The following is a 12,700-nucleotide window of genomic DNA, read 5'->3' on the forward strand; positions in this document are numbered from 1 at the left end:
TACAACTTTTCAATTTACGTATCATTTTTTTTCAATATTCTATTTGTAATATTGATTATCAGAACATTTGCACTACCCTACTTAAAGAAATGGTGGAATGACTACACCGACAAAAAAGCAAATGAAGCTTACTCCAAAAAAGAACAGGAATTACTCGATCAGGGAAACCAAGAATTTCATTTCGAAAAAGGCCGTGTAAGAGTTTTTGCAAAATCTTTGGAACAGGCAAAAGCACAGTACAACGACATGAAACACAAACTTAAAAAAGCCTCCCGATAATGCCATTCTACGAAAAAGAAAAAAGCAAAATCCGTATGGTGGTCCTAACCGGCCATAAAGAGGAAAACAAAGTGTTCTACTCCCCCATACAGGAAAACCGCAAACCCTCGATGCAAATTATCGGGGGCATGCTTGGAAGACTGAAAGATAAAATCGGGAAATACAACGTAATCCAGTTTTATGAGAATAACCAATTAATTCACTCAACAAAGTAAAAATATGATACGAGATATGTTTAGAGAAGTACCAATTTTAGCAACTTTCTTCTTGTTGCTTATTTTAAGTGTTATTTATATTGGTATTGATGGCGCATTATCATATCCAAAATATGATTCAGGGATAATAATCGATAAGCATTATGTAGCTGAAAGCAATAGCACCGGAACCGGCGTAGGTATGACCAGCAATGGCAAAATGGGAGTGGTAGTAACATCAAATCACGAATCGGAAAAATACCTTCTAACAGTCAAAACTAATAAAGGCGAAATAGTTACAGTAAAATGCGAACCTAAACTATTTTACAGAAAGAAACTAAATGAAAATTTAGATTTTAGAATACAAACAGGCTGTTTTTCAAAATCAAATTGGGGAGCCTACGGAATCAAAAAATAACCATTTAAAACCCACCAAATGAAGAAGTTAATAAAAGCATACATTTTCATATTCGTCGTCACAATTATTATTGTAGCGATAATGGAATTCTTTTTTAAAACCAAACCAGGTGACCTTTCTACAATTTCGACTATCACAATTGGCGTAGTAGTTGGATTTGCAACAATTAAGATATTTCCACAAAAAAACTAACCATTTAAACCCACCAAAATGAATAAAATCACATTAAAAAAAGTCCAGGAGAAAGAAATGCAAGTATTACAAGCAGAATTATTTAAGTTTCACCAAATAGCAGAATCGAAGTACAGAAACACTACTCAATCCATGATGGAGTTTTTAGAAGCGATCATTGAAATCGACGTAGCTTTTCGTTTATGGTACCTGTTTCGTACAAAAATTGAATCCACTAACACTAAAGGATCAACTTTATCACTCAAAGCATCCGAAGCTGCAATTTTACTAATGTGCTGCATGCCAATATACGGACAAAACAGAACTGAGTATGAAAATCACGTTCTTGAAAAATACAAGTTAGTCCTGGATCAACAATTAAAATCGTTGTAGTATGGACATAAAATTCAAAAAATACGACGGCAAAATGGATTTAAGAGCCGGAATGATAGTAAAAAAAGATAACGGTGAGGTAGAATTGGTAGGTCATATCAACATAAATGAAGGTGATTGTAGTTGTTGTACTTTCGGAAGTATAGTAGAATATAATGATGATACCTGTAATCAACTTGAAGAAATCATCAATAATATTAAAAAAGTAGATAATCTAAACCAATAACCAAAAGAAACTAACGGTGCCAAAACCGTTAGTTTTTTCAAAGTATATAAATAATCTACAATTCAATACTATGATAAAGAATTCCACCTACATACGCAGCTTCACGCCTACCCAAAAAAAGCAACTGGAACAGGTAGCCCAGGAACAGGGTTTTAAAAACGCAAACGATGTTTTATTTTTCGCTTTGGAACAATCTATCGAGCAAAAAAAGGACATCGCCCGGCTAAACAGGATTATCGAAATGAAGCAAAAAAAGCAGACAGAACTGCAATTGAAAGCTGATAAACTGGAAACCTTAGTACTTGAAGCAAAAGATTTAATAAATAACGGTATAAACTTATTAATCAAGAAATTATGACAATAGAACAAGAAATAGACGGAAAAAAATACATACTTTTTGAATTGGAAATTACCCAAATAAGAATGAAAAGGTTAAAATTAGATCAAAAAGTAAAAAAATATAATGGAATAATACTCTCAGTGAAAGAAAGCAGTAGTTTTTTTTCTGAAAAAATTGTTAATATGAGAATAGCAATCCCCGAAGAAAATGCAAAACTATTTTCAGATAACTAACCAACACGAACCACGTAATTAGCGTGGTTTTTTTTATGCAAAACGTTTTCTAAGTTCCGCAACTTCCCCACCCTTCAAAACCTTTTGAACTTTCGCTTCTTTTAAAGGAACCCCACGTACTTTGGCGATAACAGTGTTCATTTCCAAACGAACCACATCGCGTCCAAATTTCCTAAACTCTTGATATAGTTCTGATTTCGTCATTGCGCACAAATCATCCGTAGGTAAAGAAGTGATATTCATGTTTTTGGTGGTTTTAAATGGCAATGTCAAAACTATTAAAAAAGAAAATCACTACAAAATAAAAATCCGACAGAATCCGACGAAAAGCGACGGAATCCGACAGAATCCAACGGAAAGCACCGGAAAGCACCGGAATCCAACGGAATCCGTCAACCTCACTTTTTTACGGGCTTAAATTTACACTCACTTCTGGACAAAGTTTAATGAGTTCTTTCATTGAAAAGCTTAATCACAGGGGAGTTTCAAACGTAGCAATTCAATTTACGTTCCTGGCTCCCGATTAAGCACTCCGTTAAAGTTAAAAACGTTCATCAAAAAATACGAACCATGAAAAAAATGTAAACATGAGCAGCTTCATTGACACTTTGTTACACAGGCAATTACAATCCGGTAGAGAATTCGAAGGGTTAATTCCAAAAAGCGAAGGCACGCAGCAATACTTTGAAGCAGATAATGAGTACAGCGACACGTATGAGACACTTGCATACATGGCGCTTTGGGCATACGCCTACGCTCACCAAATGAAAAAAGTGGCACCGCTTTTATTAGGTGCAACGATCAGTGAAACGGTTGAGAATGTATATAAATGGCTTTATCACCATTTTCAGTATAAAATAGACGGACAGCTACAGCATTTGTATGCGCCGTCGGCCGCCTGGGAAAACCGAGTTACAGGATTTGACTGTAAAACTTATTCCCTACTGGCATCCACCATTTTACAATGTCTTTCTATACCACACGCATTTAGAAAGGTAAAACAACCCGGAATGATGCCTAATGACTGGACACATGTTTATGTCATTGTTCCAACCCAAAACAATAAGTATCTGATAATTGATGCCACAACGCACAATAACAAAGAAGTCAGTTTCATCGAAAAATACGATTATACTATGAAACTAAAACATGTAGGACTGGCAAGTCCGGCAATTTACGGAGGGTTAGCCTGTCCGGGTACCGAATGTACCTGCGGTCAGGGTTTGGCTTCTGCGTATGGGGGTTATGACTTCGATATGAACACTTTGTACACGTTGCCTAATGCTGAACAACCATTTGGACTGAATGGCTCATTTAATATGGATAACATAAAGTCGTTATTTTCTCAGCCTTTATCATGTTACGGAGGTACTTCCTATGATGCCACAAGGGCAAAATCGGATATTGAGGGACTTTTGGCAAGATTGCACAGTTACATTGATAAATTCAATTTAGCACTACAACAAGGAGATACAAAGAATTTTGCGCTATACATTAATAAGTTTATCGGGACAGCCACTTGGAACGCTTCTGTAGCAGGAACTAAACGTTCGGAAGGATGGCAATCGGCTTGCACTGCAGAAAACCTTAAAATCACACACGAAACTTATAATTTTTACAGATATACAGTAACTAAAGCCTTAGATATTTGGCTTAAAGAATACTTTACTTCCATTCCTACCGGAACAAAAAGATACGGACGTGTTTCCATATCAGGTAATGTAGAGGAAGCTTATTTCGGAGAATGGGCCACTTGGGTTGGTCAAGATATTGTTTTCGATATTCCATTGGTCACATATTACCCTATTCTATCGAAAAACATACCTGCTTTTGAGGTAACAAAATTTATTTATGAAAGCAATACAAATATTACTGCTTTAACCCCTCAAACGGTATTGTCAGGTTTACAAACAGTGATAGTTGCGGCACAGCAATACACATCAGGAAGCAACAATCCAAATACTCCAATAACAGACGGAGGCACTTATGACGGCACAACCGGAGAATACATACCTGCGGGAGAAAAACCCAAAACCAGTATGGCCGGAACAGGATTAGTAGTAGGATGTGTTTTGGCTTACGCCGGATATAAAATTATGACTTCAAAAGCGACTAAAAATGCAAAATAATTCAACATATAATTCAGAAAGCTACGGGCTTTCATGCGCCTGTCAGGAACAACCGCAGGGACTTGGTGGATTTTGGAGCGAAGCCGGCGCCTGGGCATGGAGAAAAGTTAAAAACAACATTTCAGCATTAGGTACTATTGGTTATGCCATAAGTCAGGTAATGGAAACTATTGACGGATCATGTTATGGAAAATTCTCTACATGGCTTCAGCAAAACGGTGGTTGCGGTACATCAAAAACGGCAACGATCAGAGATTACACTTTAACCGAATCCGAATTGGCAATGGTGGAAAGTTGGGCAACTAATTATTTCTCCCCTTTTTACGAAAAAATAATCAATTCGTGCAATGAAATATTTGTTGGTCAAAAACCTTTAGACGAACAGTTAAAAATCATTAATGCGGCATTGACAAAAATGACTTTGTTTTTGGAGTACGTGAAAACAAATCCAAATGGATTCACAGTTAACGCCAACAAAGAGCAAATGATCGGTGTTGAAGAATTTTTCGCATACGCCGATAAAGTTATCCAGGACATCATTTTTGAAGCTGATGTTTTACTGGACACCACAATTGTAAAAGTAAGTTCAACAGGTTTGGACTTCTCACCTTTTGCGGTTCCGGCAATCAGCACAACAGCCGATTTATGGAAAGTGGCAAACGGCAGTTTTGTTCCGCAAAACGTTACTCTACAGCCTACTGCCGCTCAAACGGAAGCAGTTCTAACCTTAGGTACAAATACCTCCCAAGCTGCAACGGATACTAAATCGGGTTTAAGTGGTGGTGCTATAGTACTTCTTATATCCTCATGTCTTGGGGCCTTGTATATGCTAAATAAAAAATCAGACAAGTAATATGGACGTACTGCTGGAATTTGAGGAAATGAACGTGGTGGACAATTGGTTTGCCTACCAGTTCGAACCGTATTACAAAAAGTATAACGCTTTGATGGGGTCGCTGTTAAACGTTTTTACATCACACGATCCTTTCTTGGTTGTAAACAACAGTTTGTCGGAAATGGCAGCTTTCAAAGCCTATATAAAGACAAACCCGAACAAGTTCAAACCAAACGCCCATTTGGCTCAGGTAGCCAAAGTGAATGAAGCGTTCAAAATTGTTGAAGACAGGTTCTACCAATACTTATCCGGATTGGGCTACGCAGTTGAAAAATACACGGTTAATACCAGTACGGCAAATTTCAAATACGATCCTATTGCAATGTATGGCAATGTGTCTGCTTTGGCTGATAATTACCGAATGGCCAAATCAGAAGGCAATGCAACGGTAATTCCTCCGGTTAATGCCATACCGATACCGGATATGGTTCCGCCAAAAGAAGTAACAACAACCACTTCCGCACCACCGAGAACCAATGGCGAAACAATGGTTTTTGAAACCTCAAAATCAACAGGCGGTGGCGGAGGCTTATTACTCGGATTAGGAATAGCCGCAGCAATATTGTTTTTCGCGACAAGGAAAAAAGACAAAAAAGACCAGAAATAAATTAGTAAAACCATTTTAAAACCACAGAAAACCATGTTAAAAAAACCAAACTCAAAAACAATCGGAAGCGCAGCATTAGCGGTTGGCGCGGGGGTTGCGGGTGCGAAATTATCTGACGGTATCGTGGCCATTATGCCGGAAAGCACAACTAAATACAAAAAGATTTTAGTTGCTGCAGGAGCAGTAATAGTCGCGGCGGCAGTTGATGGAAAAACCACAACCGGACAGGCTGTACAAGCTGCACTTGTAGGAGCCGCAATCAAACAAGGGGCGGATTATGCTACAGAAATGTTAGCAACCACCGTTGACCCGAAAGACAACGCTACCGTGAGCGGAAGATTCGTGAACGCAGTCGTAGGACATTCCACATTTCAACCTGTAGCGACACCAATCATCTCTGCTAATCCAACTGCAAGATTAGGCAACCCAACAGTAGAATGGGCGCCGGCCATGCCAGTTGAAAGACCAATGGCAGCAGGAGTATAACCTCCAAAAAAACAATTAAAAAAACACCATTTAAAACCACATCAAACAAAATGAGAAATTTACCATTTTTTACAATGGCCTTAGAGTTCCTTGCATTAGTAGCAACAAGGCTTTCCGTTCAATTAAGAGACGATCTTAGATCAAACAAGGTTGTATTGGACGACCACACATTAGAACTGAAAAAAGAAATCTCCGGCGGTTCAACCATAGACCTTATGGATGCTCAAACGGAAAGAATCGACGGTATCTGTTCATTCGACAAAAACAGATTGCAGTCGGGCCGAGGATTTATTTTTGACCAAATCGCACTGAACTACGCTACTCACGCAACTGACAGCGGATTAGAGGGAAGTATTGAGTACAATACCAAGGCACCGAAAGAATTACAAAACGCCTTATTGATTATCTCTCAAGACGGACGTGATGTTTTACGTTTACCGGTGCGTGATGTACACAATATTCAAACGGGACGCACTTCTATTGACGAATACAAACAATTGAAGTCCTTACGTTATTTGGTTGACGAAAGACAAATTGAAATCAAAATCAAGTTCCCGCCAACAGTTGTTTTAGACAACACCAAGAAACACTACGTTTATTTAAGACTAAACGGAGTTCAGACAACCAAAAAGGTTGACTAATACCACAAAAGCCATTTAAAACCAACCATGTAAAAAGCCTGTCTTTAATAGAGGCAGGCTTTTTTTTCTAAAAAAACCAATCCAATGAACAGACGATTCGAATATGTAACGGTTGTTATTACCTTATTGGCTGCGGCATCATCCGGTGAAGCAGAAGTAAGACTACCGGACGGGAAATGCGTTGCAATTGGCGCAGTTACAAGCGGTAACGACGATAACGAAATCATCAATCTTTCTTGTTCAGAAAACAGCACAGTAGTTTTAAAACCTGCCGATGTACGTTTTTCTGAAAAAACCAATGGAGGAAACTTTGTTGAATCCTTACGCCCTATTGATCTTGACGGTGGAAAAACAATCACCGCTTCATTAAATGCACTAACAAATTCACGCGCTACCGATGTAAAGGTACAAGTGTTATTCATGATCCTTAAACCGGAAGTGGCATGTTAGTAAAAGGAAATCTCTCGAAAAAAACAATTACGGCTTCTCAATCAAACTTTTCATTGAAAGGAATGAACGTGCCTTCATTTACCAATAAAGGCGAAAGTCCAGTTATGGTAGACGGTGTCCTTTTGGCTCCGGGTGAGAACTTCTCTGTTTATGCACCGGGAGTTATTCTTCAAAACGAAATTGACATCCAATTTACGGATGATACCAAAACCAAAATGCTTTTCTGCCATTGGGTATCTGTAATTGAGAACACAGCTTCAGGCAGTTGCACACAAAATTAACTCACACACGCAAAACATGAGTAATACAAGTAATACAATCCAGTTTCTAAAACAAAATCCTTCATCAAACTTTATCAGAATGTCTGATTTGGCGACCGATAATGTTATCGGATCAAAACAAAACATCTTTCTTTCTGATATTCCAAATGAAGATTTAATTGCATACTTAAAACTTTTGTTAGGGAATCTAACGCAAGATATTGAAGTATGGATTGAACACAGAACCACAAAAGGTGCAACCAACGTAAAAGTTGGGGCAGGATATAAACTTCCTGTTATCGCTCCTAAAGCAAAAACGGAATCTGAGACAGTAGTTTCACATGTTCCGGTTCCGGTTCCTGCTCCCGCCCCTTCCGTTCAACAATACGCGGTACAACCTGTACCTGCAAGTCCTGAACAATATGGTTTGCATGGCGCACAACTTATGGGTGTAATGCTTAAAGCAGAACGATTGGAAGACCTTAAAGTCGCTCATGCGGAATTAAAAGAAGATTACAAGGACTTAAAACAAGAGAACCGCAACCTGGACAATGAGAACCGTGAATTAAAGACAAAGCTTTCCACAGCAGAAGCGCAAAAAGAATTGGCCGTAATGATCGTACAGAAAGAAACGAAATCTTTTTTCGACAGTGAGGCCATTAGCAAGCTAATGGATAAAGCGCCTGAACTTATCGGTGCATTTGCCGGCATGAAAGGCGGCGGTGCTGCCGAAATGGCCACAGGTTTGGCATCAGCCAATGTTTCTGAGGTAAAGCAGTCCTTCATGCAAATTGTAGCAAACAACTGTTCGGATGAACAGGTGAACTATTTAGGCTCGATTGTGTACTACATGAAAAACGAGGATTTTATAAATAATCTTAACGCTTTAATCAACTCCCATGCAGGACAGCATTAACATCACCGGAACCAGTGCGATTGACTTAATTGAGAAAAGAGCAGCAATCGAAACATTATTAAAAAACGCATCAACAAAAGAACTTGTAGCAGTTGCCGAATTCTCAAAAGATGAAAAAGCAAAAACTAAAGTAATTGGGTTGTTAACCAATCCTAAAAAATTAGAGATGCTTAAAAAGTTTTTATAAAACATGAAAAAATTAGGTAATCCTATTGTTGTAGCGGCGGCTACTCCCGCCGGACAAAAAGCAATCGAAAAATCAATCGACATCATTCCTTTTTTACTGAAAGGTTTGGTAATTGCCGGCGTGGGTTACTTTATTTATTATAAAATAACGCACAAGTTCGACAAAAGAGCCTTAAACCCGAATTATCCTCCGGCCAATATAAGCGATGCTTCGGCACAATCGAGAGCGGAAGCAATTTATACAGCCATGTACGGTGCGGGTAACGGTTTTGAAGCAGTAAAACAGCAACTTAACGGAGTGAACTATAACGGATTTACGAAAATTTATAACGCTTTCGGAATTCGAAAATCATTCGATCACGTTCCACTGGTTAATAAGTCGGAAGGAAATCTTATAGAATGGTTGTACGATCAGTTCGATCCTGGAGAATTAGCCGAGTTACGCTTTTTAGTTGCAGGAGTTTTTAAACAAGTAAATACCGATCAATAATGACACCAATACAAAAACAATACGCATTATATGGCGGAATAGCCTTAGCTGTTGGAATTGCAGCTTGGTTCATTTTTAAACCAACCAGCACCACTACTTCCGGAAGTTACGGTTCTAACGATCCAACCGGAAACGGAGGGGTTTTGAATCCAGGCACGGTAGTTTTTAACGCAAAAAACATTGCCGAAAAACTGTACAATGCCATGAAGGACTCAGGTACGGATGAAGATTTGATTTTCAATTCATTACAAGGGCTGTCTTTAACACAATTCGCTCAGGTTATACAGGCTTTTGGAAAAAGAAGTTACAATTCACTATACGGAAATCAGATTAACTGGAATCCTCTATTTGGATCATTGCCTTTGGAACCGCTTCAGGTATGGCTTAAAAGTGAGTTGAGCGCTAAGAGTTACGAAACCCTACGTCTAAGATATTCATACTACCTATAATTATGAAAATAGTAATCGGAACCATATTCAGTACTCTAGCCGGAGAACCATTGCCGGGTGCCACCATTCAGGAAATTGGAGGCACAGCCAAAGCCATTACTGACAGTAAGGGAAATTTCTCAATGGGTGTTGCCTCAGAACTATCCTATCTAAAAATTTCAGCACCGGAACATAAAGATAAAACGGTACAAGCAGTCATTTTTGATATTAGAAAGAGTGAAGATCTCGATCCGGTAACAGGCACTACCCTGGATAACCTTTTTATAAAAAAAGAAACGGTAAACTGGCTTGGTGTCGTTACTGTAACTGCAATTTTAGCGGCGGGAGTAACAACCCTATATGCGAACTCACAAAAAAAAGCTTCCGTTACCAAAACGGTAAAAGCAAAAATATAAAGAAACTGCTTCTCAAGTAGTATTTATTGTTAGCGTGTGTAATTGCGCAATCGGGATTTAGGTCCCGATTGTTCAATTAACTTAAAAATCAAATTATGGCATCATTTTCATATTTCATACCATTATTGTTGGAGGCCGAAGGCGGCTATCAATCAATGTCTAATGATTCAGGTAATTACAATAGTTTAGGTCAATTAGTTGGAACAAACTTCGGAATAGCAGCCAAAACGTATGAGGTCTGGATTAAAAGACCTCCAAGTGTAACCGACATGAAAAACATGTTAAAAAACACTGCGTTAGATATTTATAAATTTTGGTATTGGAATAAATTAAAAGCGGACAGCATAAATTCCCAAAGTGTTGCAAATATCATTGTTGACCATGCTGTAAATGCTGGCCCTCAAAGTGCAGGTATAATGATTCAAAGGATATTGAATCAAAAGTTTCATAAAAACTTAGCACAGGACGGTATTATAGGAAACATTACTATTCAGGCTATCAATAGCGTGAATTCACAAGTTCTATTTGACGAAATAAAAAAAGCAAGACACTCTTATTATTATTCTATCGGCGGCGCATTCCTTGACGGATGGATTTCCCGATTAAATAAATTTTCTTTTTCAGAAAAAAAAAAGGCATCGCAATAACGCTTATAGGGATATCAGCACTTTCTTTTTTAGCCTATAAACTATACCAAAAATACTCAGAATGATAACCATAGGAGTAAATAAAAAACCAAGTTCACAAGTCGCAGCCCTCGATAACGAATTCAACGTTACCACGGGGTTTTCCTTAGTTGGCAATACGCTTACTTTCAATCCCTCTTGGGTTGGAACGATTAACAACGTTCAATACACAAACTATGAACAAGTTGTTTTAAACGTTCCTTATACGGCCGCTGCCGATTTGGAAAGGATTGACATTGCTGTTTTTACGACTGACGGGACATTTGTTCGTATTGCCGGTGGCGAAACCAACGGATCACCTGCTGCACCACCCGTACCGCAAAACACGTTATTAGCTACTTTTTTCAAGGTGACGAACGGTTCAATTTCTGATCCTGCAGAGTTGCAACTTCAAGGTATGATGCTCGAAAAGTTGTTTAGCTGGGTAATGCAGTTATCAATGGATGTGGCAGTATTGGTTGATGATTTAAACACGCCTCAGTTAAAGGTTGATTTAATGGAACCAACCTCGCTTTTTGCTTCATCATTCGTTTCCGGTAAATCGATAAATGGGAGAAACTTGGTAATCAATAATGGTGTTAATATCGCAAACTTTATTGTTGACTCCTTTGACGGATTTACGTGTACAATCATCAAGGAAGGGACAGGTGCTATAACATTTATTGAGTGGCCTACTAGAACGTTAAATTTAATGGACGGGACAGCGGTTCTTAACGGCGCGCCCGGTTCAAGAGCCACCATTGTAACTTTCGGAACCGTGAGTAGGCTATATATCACTAATTACTAAAATCAACGATGAATCCATTACTAAATCACCCTTTTACTTATGTAGCCAAGACTATCGGTGATGACTTTGTAACCACCTCTAAATATTACTGCGGAGTACAAGCGCCTAATGGAAAAATTTATTGCCCTCCAGCCTCGGCTGCTAAAGTCCTAGAAATAGACCCAAGCACTGATAATTGGCAAGTAGTCGGTTCTGATTATGGAACAGGAACTTTTAAGTGGGTTGGTGGCGTTTTAGCCCCTAATGGGAAAGTGTATTTCACTCCGGGTGTGGCGCAGCAGTATTTGGAATTAGACCCAGCTACAGGAGTTACCACGTTAGTAGGCAGTACTTATGTAGGTAACTATAAGTGGTTCGGAGGGGTTCTTGCGCCTAACGGGATAATTTATTCAGCTCCTTATTACAGTACTAGAGTTATGAGATTAGACCCCAGCACTTTGACCACTTCCTTAGTGGGACAAACTTTTAGTGCTGGCCAAGCTCTGTTTTTTAATGGAGTGCTGGCGAATAATGGAAAAGTCTATTTCTGTCCGTATAGCGCAACCCGAATCTTAGAATTAGACCCAACAACTGACACAACTGCTTATGTAGGAGATGTTCTTGGTGGGGGAGCTGGTAGATACGCTTCTTGTACTTTAGCACTAAATGGGAAAATTTATTTCACTCCTTCTAAAGCCGATAGGGTTTTAATGTTTGACCCAGCTACAGGAACTACTACACTAATAGGTAATAGTTTTGGTACCAGTGTGCATAAATGGTATTCTTCGGCGTTAGCTCCTAATGGAAAAATATATTGTATGCCGTTGAATGCTACACGTATATTGGAGATAGACCCAGTGAATAATACCACTAAGTTGGTGGGTATGAGCTTTACAGGTTCAGATAAATTTACAGGTACAGTAGGAGCTTCTAATGGAGCGTTGTATGGAGTACCAAACAACCATTTGAAGCTTTGTAAATTGTCAGGTGTAATAGGTCTTGACTATACTGCATCCTTTAGGCAAATCCCTGTTCCTCTAAGTGGGTTAGCTACTTCTGATTACAATAAATATTTTAATAAAAATTAGCG

23 protein-coding genes are annotated in these 12,700 nt (G+C 38.7%); 22 read left to right on the forward strand and 1 reads right to left on the reverse strand.

The window, feature by feature from the left end; all coding sequences use genetic code 11:
• Window positions 1-51: 51 nt before the first annotated feature.
• The 7 genes from FLJC2902T_RS08325 to FLJC2902T_RS08355 all read left to right on the forward strand — a co-directional run bounded on the left by FLJC2902T_RS08325 (window position 52) and on the right by FLJC2902T_RS08355 (window position 2,254).
• On the forward strand, window positions 52-279 hold the full coding sequence (locus FLJC2902T_RS08325) for a hypothetical protein (RefSeq protein ID WP_162147681.1): 228 nt from the start codon (window positions 52-54) through the stop codon (window positions 277-279).
• Entirely contained in the window at window positions 279-494 is a 216-nt protein-coding gene (locus FLJC2902T_RS08330; RefSeq protein WP_035677894.1) for a hypothetical protein, read from the forward strand. Before FLJC2902T_RS08325 ends, FLJC2902T_RS08330 begins: the two co-directional genes overlap by 1 nt.
• A 16-nt stretch (window positions 495-510) precedes the next feature.
• Window positions 511-891 carry a hypothetical protein gene (locus tag FLJC2902T_RS08335; RefSeq protein WP_023579364.1) on the forward strand — a complete coding sequence of 127 codons (381 nt, stop codon included), beginning with the start codon at window positions 511-513 and terminating at the stop codon, window positions 889-891.
• A gap of 210 nt (window positions 892-1,101) precedes the next feature.
• Window positions 1,102-1,455: a hypothetical protein gene (locus FLJC2902T_RS08340; RefSeq protein ID WP_023579366.1), complete on the forward strand. Its 354-nt coding sequence runs from the start codon at window positions 1,102-1,104 to the stop codon at window positions 1,453-1,455.
• 1 nt (window position 1,456) lies between these two features.
• Entirely contained in the window at window positions 1,457-1,681 is a 225-nt protein-coding gene (locus FLJC2902T_RS08345) for a single stranded DNA-binding domain-containing protein (protein WP_023579367.1), read from the forward strand.
• Between the two features lie 70 nt (window positions 1,682-1,751).
• Window positions 1,752-2,039: a hypothetical protein gene (locus FLJC2902T_RS08350; RefSeq protein WP_023579368.1), complete on the forward strand. Its 288-nt coding sequence runs from the start codon at window positions 1,752-1,754 to the stop codon at window positions 2,037-2,039.
• Window positions 2,036-2,254, forward strand: coding sequence for a hypothetical protein (locus tag FLJC2902T_RS08355; RefSeq protein ID WP_035677898.1), 219 nt, complete (start codon window positions 2,036-2,038; stop codon window positions 2,252-2,254). The genes FLJC2902T_RS08350 and FLJC2902T_RS08355 overlap by 4 nt, the downstream gene beginning before the upstream one ends.
• A gap of 33 nt (window positions 2,255-2,287) precedes the next feature.
• Here FLJC2902T_RS08355 and FLJC2902T_RS08360 read toward each other — a convergent pair whose 3' ends face one another.
• On the reverse strand, window positions 2,288-2,521 hold the full coding sequence (locus tag FLJC2902T_RS08360) for a hypothetical protein (protein ID WP_155958879.1): 234 nt from the start codon (window positions 2,519-2,521) through the stop codon (window positions 2,288-2,290).
• Between the two features lie 320 nt (window positions 2,522-2,841).
• On the opposite strand from FLJC2902T_RS08360, the gene FLJC2902T_RS08365 reads away from it, so the two are divergent.
• From FLJC2902T_RS08365 to FLJC2902T_RS08435, 15 genes are all read left to right on the forward strand, one after another.
• The gene (locus FLJC2902T_RS08365; protein ID WP_023579371.1) at window positions 2,842-4,383 is read left to right on the forward strand and encodes a hypothetical protein; all 1,542 of its coding nucleotides are present in this window, start codon (window positions 2,842-2,844) and stop codon (window positions 4,381-4,383) included.
• On the forward strand, window positions 4,373-5,236 hold the full coding sequence (locus FLJC2902T_RS08370; protein WP_035677901.1) for a hypothetical protein: 864 nt from the start codon (window positions 4,373-4,375) through the stop codon (window positions 5,234-5,236). The genes FLJC2902T_RS08365 and FLJC2902T_RS08370 overlap by 11 nt, the downstream gene beginning before the upstream one ends.
• A 1-nt stretch (window position 5,237) precedes the next feature.
• Entirely contained in the window at window positions 5,238-5,885 is a 648-nt protein-coding gene (locus tag FLJC2902T_RS08375; protein WP_023579372.1) for a hypothetical protein, read from the forward strand.
• A 33-nt stretch (window positions 5,886-5,918) separates the two neighbouring features.
• Window positions 5,919-6,371, forward strand: a complete 453-nt coding sequence (locus FLJC2902T_RS08380; protein ID WP_023579373.1) for a hypothetical protein — start codon at window positions 5,919-5,921, stop codon at window positions 6,369-6,371.
• A gap of 50 nt (window positions 6,372-6,421) precedes the next feature.
• Window positions 6,422-7,012, forward strand: a complete 591-nt coding sequence (locus tag FLJC2902T_RS08385) for a hypothetical protein (protein ID WP_155958880.1) — start codon at window positions 6,422-6,424, stop codon at window positions 7,010-7,012.
• An 84-nt stretch (window positions 7,013-7,096) separates the two neighbouring features.
• Window positions 7,097-7,462: a hypothetical protein gene (locus tag FLJC2902T_RS08390; protein ID WP_023579375.1), complete on the forward strand. Its 366-nt coding sequence runs from the start codon at window positions 7,097-7,099 to the stop codon at window positions 7,460-7,462.
• Window positions 7,456-7,743 carry a hypothetical protein gene (locus FLJC2902T_RS08395; RefSeq protein WP_035677907.1) on the forward strand — a complete coding sequence of 96 codons (288 nt, stop codon included), beginning with the start codon at window positions 7,456-7,458 and terminating at the stop codon, window positions 7,741-7,743. Before FLJC2902T_RS08390 ends, FLJC2902T_RS08395 begins: the two co-directional genes overlap by 7 nt.
• 16 nt (window positions 7,744-7,759) lie before the next feature.
• Complete coding sequence (locus tag FLJC2902T_RS08400; protein WP_035677910.1) at window positions 7,760-8,638, forward strand: hypothetical protein; 879 nt, start codon at window positions 7,760-7,762, stop codon at window positions 8,636-8,638.
• Window positions 8,622-8,825 (forward strand): hypothetical protein, encoded by a 204-nt coding sequence (locus FLJC2902T_RS08405; RefSeq protein WP_035677912.1) that lies wholly within the window; start codon window positions 8,622-8,624, stop codon window positions 8,823-8,825. Before FLJC2902T_RS08400 ends, FLJC2902T_RS08405 begins: the two co-directional genes overlap by 17 nt.
• 3 nt (window positions 8,826-8,828) lie before the next feature.
• Window positions 8,829-9,314 carry a hypothetical protein gene (locus FLJC2902T_RS08410; protein ID WP_023579377.1) on the forward strand — a complete coding sequence of 162 codons (486 nt, stop codon included), beginning with the start codon at window positions 8,829-8,831 and terminating at the stop codon, window positions 9,312-9,314.
• Entirely contained in the window at window positions 9,314-9,763 is a 450-nt protein-coding gene (locus FLJC2902T_RS08415; RefSeq protein WP_035677916.1) for a hypothetical protein, read from the forward strand. Before FLJC2902T_RS08410 ends, FLJC2902T_RS08415 begins: the two co-directional genes overlap by 1 nt.
• A 2-nt stretch (window positions 9,764-9,765) precedes the next feature.
• Window positions 9,766-10,158 (forward strand): hypothetical protein, encoded by a 393-nt coding sequence (locus tag FLJC2902T_RS08420; RefSeq protein ID WP_023579378.1) that lies wholly within the window; start codon window positions 9,766-9,768, stop codon window positions 10,156-10,158.
• A 95-nt stretch (window positions 10,159-10,253) separates the two neighbouring features.
• On the forward strand, window positions 10,254-10,805 hold the full coding sequence (locus FLJC2902T_RS08425; protein WP_023579379.1) for a glycoside hydrolase family 108 protein: 552 nt from the start codon (window positions 10,254-10,256) through the stop codon (window positions 10,803-10,805).
• 61 nt (window positions 10,806-10,866) lie between these two features.
• Window positions 10,867-11,631, forward strand: coding sequence for a hypothetical protein (locus FLJC2902T_RS08430; protein ID WP_023579380.1), 765 nt, complete (start codon window positions 10,867-10,869; stop codon window positions 11,629-11,631).
• Window positions 11,632-11,639: 8 nt separating this feature from the next.
• Complete coding sequence (locus tag FLJC2902T_RS08435; RefSeq protein ID WP_023579381.1) at window positions 11,640-12,698, forward strand: NHL repeat-containing protein; 1,059 nt, start codon at window positions 11,640-11,642, stop codon at window positions 12,696-12,698.
• Window positions 12,699-12,700: the final 2 nt, after the last annotated feature.

Source organism: Flavobacterium limnosediminis JC2902 (genome assembly GCF_000498535.1).
GTDB lineage: Bacteria > Bacteroidota > Bacteroidia > Flavobacteriales > Flavobacteriaceae > Flavobacterium > Flavobacterium limnosediminis.